Source organism: Halopiger goleimassiliensis (genome assembly GCF_000455345.1).
Lineage (GTDB): Archaea > Halobacteriota > Halobacteria > Halobacteriales > Natrialbaceae > Halopiger_A > Halopiger_A goleimassiliensis.
Genome location: NZ_HG315690.1, coordinates 2290131 through 2309349 on the forward strand (window position 1 = coordinate 2290131; position 19219 = coordinate 2309349).

General features: G+C 56.3%; 20 protein-coding genes. 11 read left to right on the forward strand and 9 right to left on the reverse strand.

Annotated features, from left to right (window positions below):
* Nucleotide 1 precedes the first annotated feature (1 nt).
* Both TX79_RS11225 and TX79_RS11230 read right to left on the reverse strand, forming a co-directional pair.
* A complete protein-coding gene (locus TX79_RS11225; protein WP_081655548.1) occupies nucleotides 2-1465 on the reverse strand; it encodes a DNA methyltransferase in 1464 nt (487 codons plus the stop codon).
* 528 nt (nucleotides 1466-1993) lie between these two features.
* The gene (locus tag TX79_RS11230; protein WP_049927534.1) at nucleotides 1994-2431 is read right to left on the reverse strand and encodes a hypothetical protein; all 438 of its coding nucleotides are present in this window, start codon (nucleotides 2429-2431) and stop codon (nucleotides 1994-1996) included.
* 431 nt (nucleotides 2432-2862) lie between these two features.
* Here TX79_RS11230 and TX79_RS11240 point away from each other — a divergent pair, with 431 nt between their 5' ends.
* Complete coding sequence (locus TX79_RS11240; protein ID WP_394324995.1) at nucleotides 2863-3045, forward strand: hypothetical protein; 183 nt, start codon at nucleotides 2863-2865, stop codon at nucleotides 3043-3045.
* Nucleotides 3046-3150: 105 nt separating this feature from the next.
* Here the strand turns inward: TX79_RS11240 and TX79_RS19320 are convergent, their stop codons facing one another.
* Nucleotides 3151-3675, reverse strand: coding sequence for a hypothetical protein (locus TX79_RS19320; protein ID WP_154660506.1), 525 nt, complete (start codon nucleotides 3673-3675; stop codon nucleotides 3151-3153).
* A gap of 522 nt (nucleotides 3676-4197) precedes the next feature.
* Between TX79_RS19320 and TX79_RS20105 the strand changes: the two genes are divergently transcribed.
* Nucleotides 4198-4503 (forward strand): zinc ribbon domain-containing protein, encoded by a 306-nt coding sequence (locus TX79_RS20105; protein ID WP_049927537.1) that lies wholly within the window; start codon nucleotides 4198-4200, stop codon nucleotides 4501-4503.
* A 794-nt stretch (nucleotides 4504-5297) separates the two neighbouring features.
* Here the strand turns inward: TX79_RS20105 and TX79_RS11255 are convergent.
* Complete coding sequence (locus TX79_RS11255; protein ID WP_049927539.1) at nucleotides 5298-6230, reverse strand: tyrosine-type recombinase/integrase; 933 nt, start codon at nucleotides 6228-6230, stop codon at nucleotides 5298-5300.
* The gene (locus TX79_RS11260) at nucleotides 6227-6760 is read right to left on the reverse strand and encodes a hypothetical protein (protein WP_049927540.1); all 534 of its coding nucleotides are present in this window, start codon (nucleotides 6758-6760) and stop codon (nucleotides 6227-6229) included. The genes TX79_RS11255 and TX79_RS11260 overlap by 4 nt, the downstream gene beginning before the upstream one ends.
* A gap of 269 nt (nucleotides 6761-7029) precedes the next feature.
* Here TX79_RS11260 and TX79_RS19870 point away from each other — a divergent pair, with 269 nt between their 5' ends.
* The 4 genes from TX79_RS19870 (at nucleotide 7030) to TX79_RS19325 (ending at nucleotide 12040) form a co-directional block, all read left to right on the forward strand.
* The gene (locus TX79_RS19870) at nucleotides 7030-7317 is read left to right on the forward strand and encodes a restriction endonuclease (protein ID WP_230198569.1); all 288 of its coding nucleotides are present in this window, start codon (nucleotides 7030-7032) and stop codon (nucleotides 7315-7317) included.
* A 160-nt stretch (nucleotides 7318-7477) separates the two neighbouring features.
* Nucleotides 7478-8161, forward strand: coding sequence for a uracil-DNA glycosylase family protein (locus TX79_RS19045; protein WP_081655549.1), 684 nt, complete (start codon nucleotides 7478-7480; stop codon nucleotides 8159-8161).
* Between the two features lie 321 nt (nucleotides 8162-8482).
* On the forward strand, nucleotides 8483-10264 hold the full coding sequence (locus TX79_RS11265; protein ID WP_049927541.1) for a hypothetical protein: 1782 nt from the start codon (nucleotides 8483-8485) through the stop codon (nucleotides 10262-10264).
* Between the two features lie 927 nt (nucleotides 10265-11191).
* Entirely contained in the window at nucleotides 11192-12040 is an 849-nt protein-coding gene (locus TX79_RS19325) for a hypothetical protein (RefSeq protein WP_154660507.1), read from the forward strand.
* Here the strand turns inward: TX79_RS19325 and TX79_RS11275 are convergent.
* Together TX79_RS11275 and TX79_RS11280 are read right to left on the reverse strand one after the other, a co-directional pair.
* On the reverse strand, nucleotides 11945-12955 hold the full coding sequence (locus TX79_RS11275; RefSeq protein ID WP_049927543.1) for a linear amide C-N hydrolase: 1011 nt from the start codon (nucleotides 12953-12955) through the stop codon (nucleotides 11945-11947). The two genes, TX79_RS19325 and TX79_RS11275, sit on opposite strands and share 96 nt — an antisense overlap.
* A 215-nt stretch (nucleotides 12956-13170) precedes the next feature.
* A complete protein-coding gene (locus tag TX79_RS11280; RefSeq protein ID WP_049927544.1) occupies nucleotides 13171-13482 on the reverse strand; it encodes a hypothetical protein in 312 nt (103 codons plus the stop codon).
* Nucleotides 13483-13582: 100 nt separating this feature from the next.
* On the opposite strand from TX79_RS11280, the gene TX79_RS11285 reads away from it, so the two are divergent.
* The 4 genes from TX79_RS11285 to TX79_RS11300 all read left to right on the forward strand — a co-directional run bounded on the left by TX79_RS11285 (nucleotide 13583) and on the right by TX79_RS11300 (nucleotide 16922).
* A complete protein-coding gene (locus tag TX79_RS11285) occupies nucleotides 13583-14203 on the forward strand; it encodes a hypothetical protein (protein ID WP_195892492.1) in 621 nt (206 codons plus the stop codon).
* Nucleotides 14204-14281: 78 nt separating this feature from the next.
* Nucleotides 14282-15499 carry a S8 family peptidase gene (locus TX79_RS11290; protein WP_049927545.1) on the forward strand — a complete coding sequence of 406 codons (1218 nt, stop codon included), beginning with the start codon at nucleotides 14282-14284 and terminating at the stop codon, nucleotides 15497-15499.
* A gap of 156 nt (nucleotides 15500-15655) precedes the next feature.
* The gene (locus tag TX79_RS11295; protein WP_049927546.1) at nucleotides 15656-16201 is read left to right on the forward strand and encodes a GNAT family N-acetyltransferase; all 546 of its coding nucleotides are present in this window, start codon (nucleotides 15656-15658) and stop codon (nucleotides 16199-16201) included.
* Between the two features lie 139 nt (nucleotides 16202-16340).
* Nucleotides 16341-16922: a PH domain-containing protein gene (locus TX79_RS11300; RefSeq protein WP_049927547.1), complete on the forward strand. Its 582-nt coding sequence runs from the start codon at nucleotides 16341-16343 to the stop codon at nucleotides 16920-16922.
* Here TX79_RS11300 and TX79_RS11305 read toward each other — a convergent pair.
* Nucleotides 16919-17353, reverse strand: coding sequence for a hypothetical protein (locus TX79_RS11305; protein WP_049927548.1), 435 nt, complete (start codon nucleotides 17351-17353; stop codon nucleotides 16919-16921). The two genes, TX79_RS11300 and TX79_RS11305, sit on opposite strands and share 4 nt — an antisense overlap.
* Nucleotides 17354-17355: 2 nt before the next feature.
* Entirely contained in the window at nucleotides 17356-17664 is a 309-nt protein-coding gene (locus TX79_RS11310; RefSeq protein WP_049927549.1) for a hypothetical protein, read from the reverse strand.
* A 713-nt stretch (nucleotides 17665-18377) separates the two neighbouring features.
* On the opposite strand from TX79_RS11310, the gene TX79_RS19330 reads away from it, so the two are divergent.
* A complete protein-coding gene (locus TX79_RS19330; protein WP_154660508.1) occupies nucleotides 18378-19079 on the forward strand; it encodes a hypothetical protein in 702 nt (233 codons plus the stop codon).
* The last annotated feature ends 140 nt before the right edge of the window (nucleotides 19080-19219 follow it).

Sequence of the window (19219 nt, forward strand, 5' to 3'; positions counted from 1 at the left end):
ATTAGGCCTGTAGAATGAGTACTGTTTCGTAGTCGATCTTCCCGCCGGTACTTCGTCGACCGGTTTGCAATTGCACCTTTCGATAGTAGTGTTTGAAATCCGTAACAGAATCGAAGCCAACGCTCTCAGCGATCGAGCTTAGGTACTTTGCTGTCGGAATGTACTCGTTCCGAATTTCGTTGTCACCGACAACAATGACACAGTAGGCGTCCTCCTTCAGAACGCGGTTAAGCGACTCAAATGCTTCTTCCATCCCCGTGAAGTACTGATAGAGGATGAATGCTCGAATCTTGTCTTTCCGTTCGCCCTTCTCGAATATTTTCTTGATTTGTCCGTCAATCGATTCGTATCCAGTCAGACGCAGCTCGTCATAGTAGTCCTTTGTAACTGCCCGCTCGGTCATTCCGACGTATTCCCGTCGATGCTCCTTATAGGAGTCTTGATCGAAGAAATCAAGAAAGATGAGACTTCGTCTATGAGCCATCGTGTAGTCGATAGCGTTGATGTACGGTGGCGAAGTGACTACGAGATCAACCGAGTTCTCTTCAAGTGACTGAGTCCGTGCGTCCTCCCCGACTACTTTAGAGAAAAGGCCGTCGCCTCCACACTTCTTAGCAAACTCGACGGCGCCTCGCTGATTCTTCTCGACAGTGCTCTCGAATAGATCAATGGTTTCCGGAAGTCCATCTTCGAATTTATCTTCGTCTTTTCGGACCTTGATCTGGTTCTCATCTTGATACGAGACAGTATCGACGATTGAAGAAAGGTTGATTAAATAGAATTTTTCTAACAGCTCCCGGTTCTGCTCTGAGATCTCAACAGGTGGATCAAAATTCAGAATATGGCGCTTGATCTTCACTAAATCCGCAATCGCCTGTTCTGGGAACCAAAAGTCCCAGTTAATCGGCGGGTTGAAATATTCGTTCTCGTCAGTCAGTTCCTCCTCAGTCGTATCGTTTCGAATGTTGGACAGTAGCTTTCGAGAACACGCTTTTAGACGTGCAGGATCCTCCGGGAAGAGCGGATTACTCTTCACTTCAGCCATCATCTGGGCTAATGGACTGATGTCCGTGCCGTATGAGTTAAGTCCACACAATCGGGCTTCGACCATCGTCGTTCCACAGCCCACGAATGGATCGTAAACCGTATCTCCTTGATCTAATTCTGCTAGACGAAATGCCCAGCGTGGTATCTGAGGAACGAATTTGGCGGGATACGTGTGCATTCCATGCGTGTAGTCAGTAACTTCGTCACCGACACTGTCGGCGAATGTTATGCCCTCGATCCTGGATAATCCCTCAGTTGGGAATTTATATACTTCCAATACCTCATCAGTGTTGATTTTTTGCTCTGCCTGACCAGATTCTCCTAGAAATCCCTCTAAGCTAGTCTGTTGAGATCCACCTGAGACAGCGTCTTTGAGATCGATTGATTTACTGATATCGTAGTCATCACTTCGTGGCATTCTACGAATCCTCCTGTTGCCATCGACTGTTTTTTGCTTTCACCGTGCGATACTTCACGAAATTTTTTCCTCGCATCACGATGCTTTGTGCTCCGTCTTGAACCTTATAATTACCAGAAGTAATCGTTGGGGTAGAAGTGATTGATTTCATATTCGGAGATCGTCGATTGTGAGGATACTTCTGCACTGTATTCAAGAATTGTCGCCCCCGACCAGATAAAGGTATATATGTATCTTACCTCAGGAGAGCGAATTAGACAGCGGTCACCAGAGTCGACTAACTGAGGTTGCAGTCGAACAGACTGCACAGTTAGTCTATGAACGCAGATCAAAGAGACTCCGACAAGACGCGGTTTCGTGGCGATGTGGTGAGGAATACATCGAATAGCACCTCAACTCGCAGAGACAGGCATCTCTTGACGAGACAACGAACTAGTCGCAGAACAGGTATCACTCTGAAATAACGGAATCCCGATTGCTACGAGTCTCGATTTCCGGAATAGCGTAGTCCGATGAGGTGCTGCTTCGTTACTTTTTGTCGTGAGTCAGGAGATCAACAAGTACCTCCGAGTCACAGTCGTATGGGCTCGGGAGCGCGTCTACGAAGGCCCGCACGAATCCTTCGGTCCCCGGATCGACAACGATCTCGGCGTCGGCGTGAACTGTCTCACCATTCTCGTAGGTCGTAGGCACGAGCACGGGAACTCCCTCTTCAAGATACTCTTGTGAGACATCGTGTAATGCGTCACTCTCCGTATCGAGGTTTCCGTTCGTATCAATCGTCCCGACGACCTTGCCCTGATCATGATTAATTATCTCGACCTCTACAGCCTCATGCTCTTCGTCCTTCGTGTGCTCTTGTGCCGCCTCCGCGATTGCCCACCCGAAGTCCTCTTCCATCCACCGCACGATCTCGGCAGAGTCAGCATCAGGGAGTGGGCGTTCCGGTTGGTTTGATTCGTCCATGGTAGTATATTATTCTTGTCTATATTTAGTCGCTGGTGATGTTTTACTCGTCGCCTCTGAGTGCCCATAGCGCCATGTCGAGCCTGCGAAGACTCACGTCGTACTCGTTCGCGATCGCCCAACATGCTCCGAGAGACAGTAAGTAGTCCTCATCAGTCGGGTTATCGGGCATCTCGTCGGGTAAATACCCGTTCTCGTGCAGCACGTCCCACGCCTTCCAGTCGAGAACGGTGACGCGGCCTGGATTCATAAACAGGAGAAATGCAGACCCCACGAGATAGACTACTTTAGATTTTATTTCATTTTTCCGACATAATCATCGCACTATCGGTGCGATATCCTCTATGCGATACTCCACTCGTTGGATGACTATCTGCGACGAGCGTATCCTCGAACGTCTATCGGAGGTCGAGACAGACAGGCAGAAAGGCATGGCTGACAGTGGGGACGTACGCTTCAATTGGAAGTACATCGGAGAGCGTTATCGAAAATTGACTGACTACGGGATGCTCCAGCATCTCGGCAATGGTGTTTATCGAATCACAGAAGTCGGAGAGCAGTATCTTGAGGGCGAGGTTGATGCAGAAGAGCTCGAATCCGACGAATCGGACTAATGAACGGCTGTCCCTTATTGTAGACCGAAGAGACTCGCGCGAGAAGCGAGAGCAACAGGACCTCCCGAGGGATACATCGGAACGAACGAGGAATCGCAGAGACGGTTAGTCTACCGTATCAAAAAATTCGCGAGCTTCGTCGGGCGATAGGGGTGCTTCAAAATCTGGATTATCCGCGCTCAGTTCCGATGGGTCGCGCCATCGGCTCTCGATATCCGGCGGTTCGTCCAATCCACAGTCTGAGCCTGGTCTGACGAGCTGGTATTTCTTTTCGCCCGTTCCAGTGTGTTTCCAACCTCTGCCTCCGCGTGACCCTTCAAACGGAATCCAGATTCCCGTTGTATCTTCCACCCCATTATCAGTCATACTCAACGTCCTCACTCCTTCTACTGGACCGTGTTCCTCACGATACGATTCGGGATCTCGTCGGTACTGATGGCGAGCCCGAGCCCATTCGTGCAGCTTGGCCCGTTTTTTCTTCGACTTCTCCTCGGCCCGACGAATCTTCGGTGGTTTGTACTCTTCACTATCTCGCCTTGCCTTGCGACGAAGATAGGCCTCCTCTTTGTACTGTTCCTCCTTTCGCATCATCTTCCACTTGTCCGAGAGGGACTGGTTCCACGAACTCATCAACGGGGGTTAGTGACCACCGTAGATAACGTGTACGAGCCAAAAATGACCCCGCATTTAGGAAGAGAATGTAACATGGCATTGAATAGGATGCTGTGTTCTCCACCCCGTCGACACCCGGCCGGATCGAGTTTTTTACTAGCTACATACGTAGCTAGCTTTTTTAGCTGTATACGATAGAGAAGTAGTGATTGTAGAATCGTATAGGGGATGTCAACCATATTTCTCCTACACCCGTCTTCCCACTCGTTGTTAAATAGCTCAAACCTATCTAACGAAAGTGTCTAACGTCTAAGCAATAGCAGAGAGGAGCTGATGGAACACACGGACCCATAGTAACGAACGCGAGCACGCCACCTTGCTCTTCGGTCTCCGCGAGGCGAACGCAGAGGCAACGACTCGGACTAGTAGAGAGACCGGTCACGAAGCGAGAAGGTGAACCTCTATATCGGCGATTTAAGCAGATTTGAAATATGATTTTCTTTCACCAAGCCTACTAGCGACTTCCCCGAGCGCCACGGCATGCCTGTCCACTACTACCAGACGTGTGGTGCAGAGCTTGACGACAACGCCTCGTACTGTCCCGAGTGTGGTACTGTAGTCAGGGATGGCCACAACATAGACGCAGGCGACGACACGACCTCAAAGGACAGCGACCCATGGGACTGGTCAGACCCGCGGGCCCCGGTTCAGTCACCTCGTCACGTCGTTGGCTCCTTGAATCTCCTTGGTTTCGTCTCGTTCCTGCTCGCCATTGGTCTCAACGCGGTGGGTCTGCCTATCACCGCGCTCCCGCATCCTATCCCTATCGCCCTATTCGCTTTCTAGGCGGGCGTCCTAGTGGTCGGGCTGGCACCCTGGTGCCTCCTGCACGTCACCGGCAACGTTATCGGATTCTTCAAACCCAAATAACCTGACCGCAGAGACGACAGTAGACTCCTCGCTCTCGGGAAGCAGGTTCTATCCGTCCCATCGCGGGGGCCGTAGGTGCAGATAGGGAGAGCGTGTCGTCTCTTGACGGAGACACGAAAGCAGGCATACCGATAACCCCCAATCGGGATCGTGTCATGAACTGGTGATTACTTTCACCCCGCTCCGACAACCGTTTTCAGGATAGTAAACAAGACGAGATATGTGAATTGAACTGCTCCCTCCGGTCGTCGTTGAGAATTTAGACGTGATTTCATTGATATTGCTAGATTTACTTGTTGAGAAGAAGTACATCAGTAGACCGGCCATCTGGACGAACGTCGCAGCTATCAACCTCCATTTGTACGAGTACCAGTTTGTCAGCGAGTGGTTCACCTGGTATGCGAACATCGGGATTCTCGTCGTTGGGCTCGCACTCTACACATACAAATTCGATGAGTCGCTACCAGACTGGTACTATACTCTCGCTTGGGCGTACTCGTCAATCCCCATCGCAGCGATAGCAGACTTTACATGGAGCGGTGCTCTTTGAATCACGGTCAGAAACGTATTAAGGTACTCCTTGTTAGACCAAAGACATTCGTTGTCTCTCACGGTCCAGTGTTCATCTGATGGAACACGGGCACCCGTCCAGTCGACTTGCTTCACGACCGCATCTCTTGCGTCTCCGCGAAGTGTTCGACGAGGCGAGGTTACAAATCTAGGGACTTGATACACTCGAGATATTCCTGTCGGGTGTCGTCACGGTCAACCCGAGTGTAGACGTCCATCGTTCGGTTGTTCGCGTCACCACGGATGTGCTGGAGAATGTGGTCTTTCATCCCCTGATTCCGCATCAGCGTTGTGAACACCGTCCGAAACGTGTGAGGGGTGAACTTGCGGTGGAAGCGCGTCTCGCCCTCGTCCATTACTTCTGCCTCGATCGCAGCGTCACGAACGGCCCGCTGCACCTGCGTCGTATTCACACGGTTCCCCCGGACGCTCAGGAATAGGTACTCGGAGTCGTTGTCCGGGCGAACGAGTCGATACCGCTTGATGGCGTGCTTCACCTCCTCGTCCACAGGGACGACCGTTTGACTGCCACCCTTGCGCTCACGGAGGCGAATAAATCCGTCGTCAAGCATCAGGTCGTCCCGTTCGATTTCGAGCGCCTCCCGGATGCGGCATCCCGTCTTCGCCAGCACGACGGCAATCGCCTTGTTCCGTGGGTCAGCGATGTTGTGGACGATTTTCTTTGCATTCTCCCACGTCGCACAGTCAGGACGCTCGCGGTACTTCTGTGGGATTTCTTCGAGGACGACTGCCGCAGGATTGCCGGTGATGTTCTTGAACCGCGGGCGCTTCATCGCCCACCCGTAGAACGACGAGAGCGATTCGAGATACCGTCGTTTCGTGTTCTGCGAAAGGTCGCGGGCAGCGAGTGATCCGATGTAGTCCTCGATATGACGTACCTCAACCTCTCCGGGTTCGAGATCAGGGAACTCCTCGTGAAAGAATGCTTTCAGGGTACGGGAGTAGGCATTGAGCGTCCGACGGCTCCGGCCCATTGCCTGCTTGCGTTCAATGAAATCATTGACTGCATCGTGCTTGTTTTCATAGATCTTCTCGCGGCTTTCTCCAGTCATACCTCAACCACCTCCTGTTCGTCGCTATCGTGAGCGAGACGCCAACCATAGCCCTGTTTATACTCAACTTCACCCTCTTCCGCAAGATCGAATAATTGGTCCTCAACAGCGTCCTTAACAATACCTGTCAGTACACCACTATCCGTGACCTGATGGAGAATTTTATCGAGTGGCTGGTAGCGTTCATTAAGGAAGGTAGTGACGAACTCTTCATGGGCGATATCGATCTCCCCAGATTCCTTGTCCCTCTCTTCCTCGAGTTCTTCCTGCAATTGTTCGACTTTCATTTCTAATTCCTTGACTTTCGGTTCATTCTGACTATACGTGAGAAATCCCTCTTGCCGGGCGGCACGAGCCTCCTGTATTAACTCGTAGAGATATTTGCTACGACTGCCGTACCCCTTCTCTTCTGCTTCTTTCATCCATTCTTCGGCATGCTTTCGACTGGGGTACAAGGCAACATAGGTTGTCTCTTCGGATAATCCGACTTCTTCTTCCCATTCACACTGTTGAGACTCTTCTTCAACCATTTGTATAATACATCAGATAGTTTTGCCTAGAGGTTCCTAGGTATTGTGGATAGACACACCGGATATGGCGACTGAGAGTATAGTAAGTACTCGAGTACGAGTGGAAACCAGGCGACCATCCACCGGGATATCTGCATGTCATGCATGTCGGATGGGAAGACACTGTTCCCGAGATAAGTTCACGACAGGCGTCCTAAGCGGGGAGACTCCCGATGAAACCGAGGAACCCGTTCGTCTTCGAGGAGTTGGTCGCCGCAGTCCTGTGAGCGATGAGATACCACGCAAAGAAAACGCAAGACAGTCAGGACCACGGTATCGACGTGGTCGCTCATCCCGACTCGTTGGGGTTCGAAGAACCATATATCAAGGTCCAAGTCAAACGCCAACAGTCGAAGGTCGGTTCCCCGGACATGCGAGCGTTCATGGGAACCCTCGGAAATGGCGAACGGGACCTGTTCGTTTCAACTGGTAGCTATACAAGTGAAGCACAAGATACAGCACGGAATGTCGAACAGCGGGTCACGCTCATTGGCGGGATGAGTTCATTGACCTCTTGATTCACTACTACGACGACCTCGATTCCGAGTATCAGGCGACACGTTGAAACAGGTCTATATACCCTCGCAGGACCTTCCTCTTGAAGAATAGATTGACTCAGCCGATTTCAGAATAGCGGGCGACACTAATTGTTATTTGACCCCACAATCATTTGGGACTATGGCGGATATTCAACAGGAAATATGGGAGAACTCAAAGCATGGCGAAGGAGCGTGTAGGGGGTGTCCAAAGGCCGGGAGCGAATACAATCATCCGGGGTTCTTCAATTACGAGGCAGATATTCTTATTATAGAGGAGGCACCCTCGTTCCCCCACTTCGATTTCGCCGACTATGATAGGTCTGGTGATTACGAATGGTATAGGACCTTCTACGAGGAAGAACATCTGGACTCCATTCTTTCTTGGCCTCCTGTCAGGCTGTTTCTCCGACCAATATTTGAACCATTAGGCTTTGAAGTGTCCGACATAATCGAGGAAGTCTACATGACGAGTAGCGTGAAGTGTCCTGTCAAAAACCGCAAATTCGATGAACCATTCACATCGTGCCGGTCCTATCTTGAACAGGAAATCATAGAGATAGACCCTGAGGTAATCATTACTGCAGGCAAGTTAGCGACCGAAGGAACTGCTGGGCTATTAGGGGTCTCACCCACGCAAATACGTGACCTCAGTATTTCTAAGCCGGAGTGGTGGGGCTTAAGCAAGTTCGACACTAGCCCGCCGCTGATTCATATCCCTCATTGGGGATATTACGACAACCACAATCGACTGACCGATGAGGAATGGGACGAGTGTCTCCACTCGGTACGTGAGGGACTACGAGATACAATATATACGGACTGAGACGCCAAACCTCGCAGATGCAGAACTCCCAAACTACGGACTGAGTGTGCTCGACAGAGCCGCTAAACACATTTACTATGGATAGATTGTGAGTCGTGAGTGCCGAGGCCACTGATGTACAGGTACCAACGAAACGTGCTGGTTCTTCGAACCAGTACGGACCACAATCCGTACCGGTAGCCAATCACGACGAAGCTTATCAGCCATGACTACGTTTCAATATTACAACTAGAGTGGTCGGTCAACCGACCGTGTAATCTGGAACTCCGCCTCGAGCACATTCGAAAGCGATATTCCAGCAGGATTGACAGATGAGACACCATGGGCGTGGAGGACGCCAGCGATATTGATGTGGCAAACAGTGACGTCATGGAGTGGGCGAAAGCGCACAGTGACGCGTTGCGGTTTCACACCTTGCGCGGAATGGCATCCGATAACGACCGGGAGATATCGCACAACGGAGAGCAGCGCTTCTGGAAGGTATTTCCCAACCGAAGAATCGTCTTCAGTTGGTTGCTGACGCTGGCTCTCGTCGTCGTCGTTCCGGGGCTCGCTCTCGAGGCAACAGGGTTCGACCGAATACTGTTCGACGGGACTCTGCCAGCAGCGCTCGACTCCATCTGGTCGTTTCTCGTGTTCACGCTAGCACTCTACGACTGTACAGTACTCTCCGTGATCACGACGTACGTGACGTTGCCGCCACCTCCATTCACCGGGGTGCATAGACGACAGTTTCTGAGAAGTTGGGTTTCAAACTGCCTGATCGGGCTGGGTATCTTCGTCGCTTACGGCACTCTCTTCTATCTTGTTATCGGCCTGCTCGCAGTTCTGTCGGTTGCATTAGCTGCTTTTGTGGCGGGAATCCTCTTCGCGTACACCGTCAGTCGAGTCCTGTGGCGGCTGATTGACCCCGAGCGGGAGGCCGACACGGTGCCACGGTGGGTCCTTGCCGGCGTGCTCGCCGCGTTCGTCGGCGGGATACTCGTCAATGGCGGTATCGCGGGGAGTTGGACACTCGCTGACTGGGGTATCGCGCTGGTCGCCGGAACGATGATCGTGCTAACGTTTTCGAACACAAGCGCGCTCCCACAGGGCGTCTTTATGGAGGAACTCATTGCGCTGGAAATCCTCCTTCAGGGTAACGAGCGTCTCACAGACCTGCACGATCGCAAACGACGACTGGAAGAACGCGCTCCGGACGAGCTACGTATTACCCTCACGCTCCCGGAGCGACTCGAGACGGTCGACGACGCCGAGGAACTCCTCAACGCGTCAACCCGGTCCTACAACGAGCGGTGGCTGGATATCTACGAATCGTACGTCGATCACTACCTCGAACTGGAGTCGATGCTCGAAACGAGCGCCGTGGAGCAGATCGAAACTGGCGACGAGGACGCCGTCGAGACGGTGCTCGCCAGTTTCGCGGAGTGTCTTCACCCATACCACTACACGAGATCAACGAACGCTCAGGAGGGGGTCGATGTCTTCGGGCACATGGTCGAGGCATACGGAGATGGGGATATCGAGGAAGTCGAAGATCTCTACGGGAGCAGCCTCGTGGAGTATCTCACAAGCGTTGACGGCCCAGTGGATAGCGATCTCGAATCGGTGTTGGCGTTGTTCGATCCCCCGGCGGACATCCGCGACGATTTCGATATCGGTTCGGAGACGATCGAGCGGGCCGACGACCTGCTCGATTACTTCGACTCCTCCTATCGGTCGCTTGTAGTTCGGGCACCCGAGGAGCTAACAATCGACATTCCAATCGACGTTCCGGACGGCTCGCCCGAGATGAGCATCCAGGAAGCCGGTGCGTTCCTCGCAGCAGAACCCGGGTCCCGGTTCGAGGCATGGGTAGCTGTGTACAATACCTACATCGCCGCCTACAGGCGTCTCGAGCGGACCCTCGAGGATTCCGTCCCGGAGACGGCGGAACAACCGGCCAGTTCCCTCGAAGCGGTCCTCTGTCGGCTGGCCCAACGGCTGGAACCAGCAGGATACGACGAACATAGGGAGGCAGAGGCCGCGACAGAGCTTTTTGAGGCTGCTGTCGACGCCTACGTTGACGGGACTGCCGCTCCCGACGAATCGTCGGTGCTGTAGAGGAGTTCGTCACGCCGACCGATTCACCACTTCGTGGTGAGGATCTCAACCGACTCGGTACGAGGATGCGTCGGGCCGACATCGGCATGCACTGAGTACCCGGGCTAGTCATCGGTCATCTATGTATCACGACGGTCAGCCAGCGTACTGGTACATCGTCGGCGTTCGAGTGCCGAGGCCATCGGTTTACCCGTATTAGACAGCTATTGTTTTCTCGACTTTTTCTTCTAAACCATCAAGGAAATCAGAATTATAGCATTCCTCTCCCTGATTCACGTTCCATAGTCCGAATTGACGGACCTTCTCGCTCCAACTGTGGTTCCCGAGCCATTCATCGGAGCGAGCGTCAGTTGGTGACTTCTGGTAGTTACTGACCAGTGCGATGGCGTTTCGTTCGAGATAGATCCGTTCACTTCCGGGACCTAACTCGTCATCTACCTTGATCCAAAGAAACGGAAACGCCGGAGATACTCGCTTATTTGCCGCTCTATCTCGAGTTCTTCGAGGCGAAGTTCTCGGCCTGCACTCGAGCCGTCCCCCATTCGGGATATTTTTCCTGGCATCCGTCGCGGTCGATCATTGCCTCACCGACTCGTTTTCGAAATACAGAGCCTCGATGAGTTCCACTTCCATCGTATGTTTCACTCGTTGCTCCTCAATACATTCGCAGTCGATCCCAGAGTGATACACTGCTTCCCTCCGAAACAGCCAGAGTGCCGATACGGGTCACGCGAAGTTGATCATTCGGATTTTGGGTTTCATCCGGAGCAAAGAAGAAATAGACTCCATGGAAGGATCAGACGAGAGGTTAAATCGTAATATCTAATGGGTTAAAATTAACATATGAAGACGAGTATCTTCTCGCATCGTACCAGAGTACTGTTGGTAAATCGATATGGAACGGATACTGGAGTTACGAACTTCGTAATGAGATACGATTTTGTCGAATCGGACCAAATCAAACAGTTGGACGCAGAATATACGACCACCGGGTCACCAGAAACCAGACGGCAACTGGCGGACGCACTTGCAGAGAACGCGATACGGGAGTTCGAACACGGAATCTTCGGTACCGCAGGCAAAGAGATGCGCGAACGGTTGGCGCAACTTCATGAGGAAGCCGACGGGGAGACGGGTATCACGGTCAATCTTGCCGAGACGCTCGAGGCTGAAGTTCGTCACAATTTCGAGCGAAGTCCCTCGACGAATCCGCTGCCACCGTCCAAACAGCGACAGCGGGTGGCCGACCTTCTTGACCTCGCTGAAGAGTGTAACGACGGACGCGTTAGGAGCGCAGCAACAGTTGCCGTCGAAGGAGTTATCGAAGACTACAGACTGCCGGAACTGTCGAACAACAGACTTCGTGTGGAAGTAGACGAACTCGATGCAACTATTGAACTGTTCGAGCGCATCGTCGAACTGAACCTCGATGTCGATGGGAAAGCCGTGCTCTCTGAAATGCAGTCACACCGTGAAACCGCCAAACAAGAGGCGAAGAAAGCCGAAATAAAATCACATATATTCAACAAATATGTGCTGTTCTTACTCGTTTTCCTCCCACCAGTCTTCACTTCCTATCTCGGTATTATGATGATTACCGGCCATAGCCCAGCGGAAATATTTACGAACTACCTCACATATAACCTCAATCCAGCATATCGAGTTGGAGAAATTGCTGGGCTAATCGTCGTAGGACTCGAGTTTATACTGCTCAAACTCTACTTCTGGTATCGAAAACGGACAGAGTTGGATAAAATTCGGAATCAGTACCTGTAGGTTCGTCTGGTTCTCACCGAGCGACAGCGACCGAACTCCGGCGTCGGCTTCGAAGTCGATCCCGTCGAGATCCAGCCAGAAAACGTTCAGTGAGAGCGCCGACTCGAAGTAGTAGCGTCGGTCACGGTGATCGGCGACCGTGCGCCAACGCGTCGAGGAGATATGCGGCGCGTCCGTCGTACTGATCCCGTACGGCACGGAGACGTTGCGGATCGCGCCGAAGACGCTCGCCGTTGCGGTTCGACGGTTCTGGGTCTGCGGGATCGCGTCCACGTAGAAACTCGCGCGGGCGAATCGGTCAGCCGGACGATTCGTTCCCGGCAACATGACCGTTCCACCGATCTCAGACCAGTACTCGTCGAGTGCGAGCTGTTGGTCGAACGTCGGGGAATTCGTCATCACCTGATACTCCCGACCGTGGTGGATCGTCAACTCGCCGTCGACGTACTCGAGGATGGCACTATCACCCGTGGCGTCCGAGATAGACAGGTGTAGGGTGGCCAACCGGCCTTTGTCCGGGATTTCGTCGGAAACGACCACGAACTCTTCGTTTCGGTGGTTCTCGACTGCCTCGGCTACCGTCGCGAAGTTGTCGAGGACGTACTGCGCCCACAGCGAGATCGACAGTCCAGGTCTGTCGCCAGTCCACTCAGGATAGTCGGATTCGGTGAGCCACAGGACGTTCGCAACCAGACCCGCCTCGTTCATCCCGTCGGTCGTCGCGATGTCGTACGCGGATGCGACGACACTGCCGTACTCGGCGGTCCACTGTATCGAGGCCGGACCGACTTCGCCCGTTCGCTCCACTCCGCGCGGGAACGCCCAAATGTTCGTTCCGATCTCGCCGTGCCAGTCTATCGACCGGCCAGTGAGCACGAGATTCTCGGGTGCGATATACACTAATCGCGTACACATCTACGGGCTCTCTCCGGTCGCTCGGCCGTTGTGTGCCATAGGCCGGATCATACTGCTGCTCTACTTCGATCAGGAACATAAGTTGCATTCGGACCAGCTGATACCTTCTCGCGGGAATGGGACCGTCTCACGAGTTCGGAACCGAGGGCGACGATCGGATTGGCGACATGCCTAGAAATCGGCCAAATCGTGTCGGCTACAATATCACCGTACTGTCAAGCAGTGAGATCAGCCGGCGTGTGACGATTCACCTGGCCCGAGAATTCGTTCGATACGGCGTTCGTAGCCGTCCTCGCTTTCGAGTGATCCAGTCGCCTACCGTCTCCAGACCAAAATCTGACGACGAAGTCGGCTCGAGGGTTCGACTCCACGTACCTGACTGGATCCCCGTCTTTGGCGACGCCGGGGATCGAATGTCGCGGGGGTTCGCTCTCGAACCAGTCGGCCACGGGTCCCTTGTCTGAAAACCGGGCGAGATCGAGGTGGGCTGCTTCGTACGCCAGCAGCCACGCGACGTGCTCGGCCATGCTCTCGTCTCGGATGCGAACGTTGTCGACTGACCCCCTCCCAGACATCGGCGTAACGGGAGGGGAAAGGTCAAATAGCTCGGCAGTGGACTGACAGGTCGTGAGCGATAGCCGCCCGGTACCGTTCTCGCCCGTCGGGTTCGCCATCGCCCTCGTGGCGGTATCTGTCGGAACAGCCGCAGGACTGGCACTGCTCCCTGCCTTCGGTTCCTTCCTCGGAATGCTCGGCGGCGGAGTTGTCGCCGGGCTGGCCATCGAGGATCGCCCCCTGATAGAGGCGGGCCTCGCCGCCGTCCTCGCGAATCTCGGCGTCCTCGCCGCGGCGGCGGGTATCGGAACCGGGATCGTCGCCGCTGTGACCGCGCTCGGGTCGATCGCACCCACGACGCTGCTCGGATCGATCGTCCTCAGCTTCGCCGTCGGCGCGTTCGGCGCGCACTTCGGGGACGACCTGCGGGACGGGCTGACCGAACCCGTCGAGGAGTCCTCTCCTCGAGTGACCACGTCCGGCTCTCGCTCGTCACCTGTCGCAGAATCAGCCGCCACCGACGCTGTCGACGAGACGGAGCGACACGAACCGGCCGCTGACGAAACTCGAGGGAGCGAGACCGAGGGGACTGGGTCCAACGTCGAACGCCGGTCAGAACGATCAGAATCCACTGACGACCGCGAGACCGAGCGATCCGAATCCCGCGACGACCTCGAGCTGGACCGCAACTAACCGGTTCCAGACGCGAGGGTGGCTTCCGGATCTCGGGTGTGCTGGATTTATTAGTGAGACGAAAGAATAACCGACCACATGGGCAGACGAGCGTGGTCCCGCCGCGACCTGTTGAAGACGGCCGGGACGGGCACACTCGGACTCGGCGTCGGTGCCGCGGTCTACAAGTGGATGGACCGGTACATCGTCGGCACGAGATCGGCCGACGGCGCTGACGCGGCTGCGTCAGTATCCGACGGCCGGACCGGGGAAGCCGATCTCAGGGACCACACGTCGTTGAAACTGGTCTGGGGCATTTTCTCGAGGGATCGACTCGAGTCCCTGCTCGCCCGCGACGACGTAGCCTTCGTCCAGCCCGATCACACCCTGACGCGCGTCTCCACGCAGGCCGACGAGCGGGACGAGGGACAGACGCTCCCGTGGGGGGTCGACCGGATCGACGCCGAGATCGTCCACGCGGAGGGTGTCCTGGGGGATGGCGTCGACGTCGGCGTCATCGACCACGGCATCGACGCGACCCATCCCGACCTCGAGGCCACCCTGGCGGACCCGGACGACGACGCCAACCACGAGTCGTGGGTCGACTGCGAGGGCTGCGAACAGCCGTGGTCGGACGAGCAGGGACACGGGACCCACGTGGCAGGAACCATCGCCGCGGGGGACGGGGACAGCGGCGTCGTCGGCGTCGCCCCCGAGGCGCGTCTGCACGCGCTGAAGGTCTGCGGCGGCGCTGGTGGCTGTCGCGCCTCCGCCATCGTCGAGGCGATCCGGTACGCCGCCGACCAGGACTGGGACGTGATCAACCTCAGCCTCGGCTCCCCGCGGGAGTCCCCCGCACTACAAGCCGCCGGCCAGTACGCCCTCGAGGCGGGCGTCCTGCCGGTCGCCGCCGCGGGCAATCGGGGCGCACCGGACTCCGTGGGCTACCCGGCCGCCTACGACGAGTTCGTCGCGGTTTCGGCCACCGACGTCGACGACGAGATCGCCGACTTCTCCTCGACCGGACCCGAGGTCGACGTCGCGGCCCCCGGCGTCGACGTCTGTTCGACGCTCGTCGACGGCTACGGCGACCGAAGCGGAACCTCGATGGCAGCCCCCCACGTCGCGGGGGCCGCTGCCCTCCTCCTGGCCGACGGCTACAGCCCTTCCGAAACCCGGGAGCGACTCCTCGAGACCGCCGAAGACCTCGGCGTGGGCGGCACCGAACAGGGCGCTGGACTGGTCGACGTCGCGGCGGCGCTCGGGTACGACTCGAGCGACGACGGCCCCGCCACGCGCCCGAACTGTCCGGCCTGACGCGGTGCCGACCGACGGGCATCCGTTTGGAGCGGATCGTGGACTCGCGAGGCGACGGGACGGATGGAGGTGACGACCCGCTCGAGTCCGAACCGATCCGTTACGGAGAGTGGTTCCACAGCCAGAATTATCCGTCGTTGATCCGAACGACGGACGATGCCTGGCGCTGCATTCCTCACCGGGGAAGCGATCACGCTCCGGGTGCCGGAACCCGAAGACCGCGAGTTTCTCGCGAGAAACGAAAACGATCCCCGCGTTCGAGCGACCCGAACTGCGGCCTCCCCCTCCGGGACGGAAGACGTAGAGCGGTACATCGGGGGAACCCTGGGGCAAAGCGACGACACGATCGCGTTGCTCGTCTGCAAGGACGGCGAACCGGTCGGCCTCGTGTTACTGATCCGCGAAAAGCCGGGCGATCGACGATATCGCCGCGGCGAACTCGCGTTCTGGATCGCGCCCGACGAACAGGGGAACGGCTACGCGACGGACGCGAGTCGGCTCGTACTCGAGTACGCGTTCGAGACCCTCGGCCTCCACAAGGTCGTCGCCAAAGCCTTCGCGGCGAACCACGCCTCACAGGGCGTCCTCGAATCGCTCGGGTTCGAGCAGGAGGGGACGTTCCGGAACGAGGTCTACGTCGACGGCGAGTGGCAGGACTGGTATCGATACGGCCTGCTGCGGTCCGAACGGGACGCGGCCTGAAGCCGTGGGAGTTCGACGGGGTAGCGGGCTAATCCAATCGGATCCTAGATACGTCGTCCGGGGATCCGTCCGACGGTTCGGAAGACGATACACTCGTCGGCCCGATTAGTATAAGTATTCGTACTATCCTCCATCCCCCATGGGACTCTTCGACGTCGACGAGAACGTACATCTCGAGAACGCCGATCTGGACTGCGAACCGCAAAACGAGTTCGCAAATAAGAAAGAAGTAAAGAGAATCGACAAGTATCTCGACCCGGGCGAGAAGGTCCACTTCCTCGCCCGGAGCGCGGGCGAACAGTTCGAGATCGACGGCGACGACGTCGACGACGTCCTCGCACAGCGGACTGCCGCGACGGACAAACGCATCGTCGTCAAGAAGAAGAAAAACCCGTTCGGGTACGAATCCCAGAGCATCCGATACGAGAACATCTCTTCGGTGAATCTGAGCACCGGCCTCGTCAAGAAGAAACTCCGGATCGAGACGGCCTCGAAGGTCTACGGCATCGGCGTCGGGAAACTCTCGGACGACGCGGCCGAGGCGATGTGTGATTTCGTCCGGACGAAGATGTCAAAAGCCCAGGGGTCGGACAGCGAGAGCGGCGCAAACGAGGACGATCCGCTGGACAAACTCGAGCGACTGGGCGACCTGAAAGAAGACGGCGCCATCTCCGAGGCGGAGTTCGAGGAGAAAAAGGCCGAGTTGCTCGAGCAGATCTAGAAGAAGAGAACGAGGAGGACGAGCAGGAGGAAGACGGCACCGACCAGATAGGCGAGCGCGTTGGACTCGCCGAACGCGCCGCTGCCGATCGCGTCGGATCCCGCGGCGATCTCTCTCGGCAACCGGCCGGTGTACGGCGGCGTTTCGGACGGCAGTCCGTGGATCGACTCTGTACAGTCCTCACAGACGACGTACGCCGACACGGTCGGCAGTTCCGTGGCGTCCTGATCGAGTTCGAACTGGATTTCCTCGTCCCAGTTGCCGGCCTCTTCGGACTCGCGGCTCACCGACCCTTCACCCAGGACCACGGCGTATCCCCGCGGCTCTACGACGTCGTCGGGAACGTCGTCGAGCGCGACCTCGGTGTCACAGACGTGACAGCGATCGGTCGCGTAGGACCGTTCCTCGGTGACGGCTGTTTTCCTCGACATGGTCACTCCGCGAAGCCGTAGACGGCATCGGCACAGGACCGACACATGTGTTGCTCGAGGAGGTCCCCATCCGACTCGCCGAGGAACCACTTCACGAGAACCGTCGGCGTTCGGTACGTCTTCACTCGAGCCGTGCGATCCGTTCGTTCGACGGTCATGTGCTCGCCGCCACCGACGACGACGGTCACCCCCTCCGGAAGGTCGTCGACGTTGTCGACGTCGTCGTCCACGAACACCGCCTCACCGCAGTGGACGCACGTCGCCGTCTCGTATTCGACCGTCTTCGATATTGCCGTCTCCCGGTGTTCCATGACTGCCGGTCGCCCAGAGGGACTATTAAGATTGTTGCAGTTGGCCTCGTACGAGGAGAGACGAGTTCCCGAGCACTGAGTCAGCCTACTGTCAGCCATAATTCGTCACTGCCAGGAACGACATTCAGCACGACCCGGGGTTTCGTTTTCCGTGATCAAATAAGATATAAATAGAGTTAGTTGAAACGAGTAATCGGTATACTATGGGGGATGTAATGGACGAACTGTCGTGGTCGGAGCGATCGACCTACCAGGGAATCGCTTTCGGACGAATATTTCCGCGCCGTTACACGTTTCTCTCGACGCTCCTTTCCGTGCTGATCGGGTGGGTCGGCGGAGTTGCAGCGCTCCTGTACTTCGGTTTCATCGACAGTGTGACGGACGTGAGCAGTACTGGCGAGTTGGCATCGGTATGGGCATTCGGCGTCTTTTTCCTGTGTATCGGACTCGGTTGTGGCCTGAGCGCCTACCTCTGTTTTGGGCTGCTCTCACCGTCGGACATTCGAAACGAACTCGGAACTCTCAGAAACCCGGGCTACTACGTCGGTTACACGGGGATGCTGGTTGGTCTCGGGACCGTCGTCTTCGGGATCGTGCTCTTCATCGATTCCCTCTCGGCGGTATTGGCTGTTATCGTCGCTGCGTTCATCGCTACGTTCCGATACATAAACGACGGGTACATCATGTATTACGGTCGGAACAGGCGACAGACGATGGCGCTTTCAGCAGTCGTGCTCGTCGTTCCGATCCTCGGCTTCGGTGGCCTGTATTTGACGGGGCTGTTGCCGGACTGGTCATACAGCGAGTGGGCCGTCGGACTCATGTACGCGACGGCCGCGTACGTCGGAATTACCGGACCAGCCAATGCCGCTGCTACCGTCGTCGACGACGAGATCGACCTCGTCGGCGGGACGGTCGCCTGTATCGACGCGTTCGAAGCGAGGAACGAAGCGTTGAAAGAAAACGCCCCGGAAGGCGTGACGATCGACGTCGAACTCCCAGCATCGCCGGAGACGTACAGCGAGAGCATCGAGGCGATGGAAACCATTTCGACGACGGAGTATCCGGCGCTGTTCGACGCGTACGAGACGTACATCGCCGCCTACGACCGACTCCAGTCGGAGATCGACGGGACGGTCGAATCGCGAGCAGTCACCGGCGACGGGGACGAACTCGGGACGTTCGTGGCGCGACTGGCCCGGAACGTGCATCCGACCTACTACTCGGACAGCGAAGCGGCGAAGACGGCAGCGGAGACGCTTTCGTCCGTCGTCGACAACTACGTGAACGGATATCTCGAGGAGATCGCAGCAGATGTCGACCCAGCACAGCGCGAGCGACTCGGTGACGAGGAAGGGCCGGACGGAGAGCAGTTGCGTGCGATTCGGACCCAGTTCGACGCTGCATACGCCTGAGCGCGCAAATTCCCGGAACTGGTCGACGGCCGTCTCGAACCGGTCGACCGCCGCGTTCGCTTCGTCGACGTCGTCGTCACTGCTCGGTTCGGCCTGCGCGGCGAGTGCGGCTAACAGCGGTTCGAGCGCGTCGTCGGCCG

What these genes read in the sequence shown, in the direction of transcription:
- TX79_RS11225 (WP_081655548.1), bottom strand. Translation starts at nt 1,465, where the DNA reads ATGCCACGAAGTGATGACTACGATATCAGTAAATCAATCGATCTCAAA.
- TX79_RS11230 (WP_049927534.1), bottom strand. Translation starts at nt 2,431, where the DNA reads ATGGACGAATCAAACCAACCGGAACGCCCACTCCCTGATGCTGACTCT.
- TX79_RS11240 (WP_394324995.1), top strand. Translation starts at nt 2,863, where the DNA reads ATGGCTGACAGTGGGGACGTACGCTTCAATTGGAAGTACATCGGAGAG.
- TX79_RS19320 (WP_154660506.1), bottom strand. Translation starts at nt 3,675, where the DNA reads ATGAGTTCGTGGAACCAGTCCCTCTCGGACAAGTGGAAGATGATGCGA.
- TX79_RS20105 (WP_049927537.1), top strand. Translation starts at nt 4,198, where the DNA reads ATGCCTGTCCACTACTACCAGACGTGTGGTGCAGAGCTTGACGACAAC.
- TX79_RS11255 (WP_049927539.1), bottom strand. Translation starts at nt 6,230, where the DNA reads ATGACTGGAGAAAGCCGCGAGAAGATCTATGAAAACAAGCACGATGCA.
- TX79_RS11260 (WP_049927540.1), bottom strand. Translation starts at nt 6,760, where the DNA reads ATGGTTGAAGAAGAGTCTCAACAGTGTGAATGGGAAGAAGAAGTCGGA.
- TX79_RS19870 (WP_230198569.1), top strand. Translation starts at nt 7,030, where the DNA reads ATGAGATACCACGCAAAGAAAACGCAAGACAGTCAGGACCACGGTATC.
- TX79_RS19045 (WP_081655549.1), top strand. Translation starts at nt 7,478, where the DNA reads ATGGCGGATATTCAACAGGAAATATGGGAGAACTCAAAGCATGGCGAA.
- TX79_RS11265 (WP_049927541.1), top strand. Translation starts at nt 8,483, where the DNA reads ATGGGCGTGGAGGACGCCAGCGATATTGATGTGGCAAACAGTGACGTC.
- TX79_RS19325 (WP_154660507.1), top strand. Translation starts at nt 11,192, where the DNA reads ATGAGATACGATTTTGTCGAATCGGACCAAATCAAACAGTTGGACGCA.
- TX79_RS11275 (WP_049927543.1), bottom strand. Translation starts at nt 12,955, where the DNA reads ATGTGTACGCGATTAGTGTATATCGCACCCGAGAATCTCGTGCTCACT.
- TX79_RS11280 (WP_049927544.1), bottom strand. Translation starts at nt 13,482, where the DNA reads ATGGCCGAGCACGTCGCGTGGCTGCTGGCGTACGAAGCAGCCCACCTC.
- TX79_RS11290 (WP_049927545.1), top strand. Translation starts at nt 14,282, where the DNA reads ATGGGCAGACGAGCGTGGTCCCGCCGCGACCTGTTGAAGACGGCCGGG.
- TX79_RS11295 (WP_049927546.1), top strand. Translation starts at nt 15,656, where the DNA reads ATGCCTGGCGCTGCATTCCTCACCGGGGAAGCGATCACGCTCCGGGTG.
- TX79_RS11300 (WP_049927547.1), top strand. Translation starts at nt 16,341, where the DNA reads ATGGGACTCTTCGACGTCGACGAGAACGTACATCTCGAGAACGCCGAT.
- TX79_RS11305 (WP_049927548.1), bottom strand. Translation starts at nt 17,353, where the DNA reads ATGTCGAGGAAAACAGCCGTCACCGAGGAACGGTCCTACGCGACCGAT.
- TX79_RS11310 (WP_049927549.1), bottom strand. Translation starts at nt 17,664, where the DNA reads ATGGAACACCGGGAGACGGCAATATCGAAGACGGTCGAATACGAGACG.
- TX79_RS19330 (WP_154660508.1), top strand. Translation starts at nt 18,378, where the DNA reads ATGGCGCTTTCAGCAGTCGTGCTCGTCGTTCCGATCCTCGGCTTCGGT.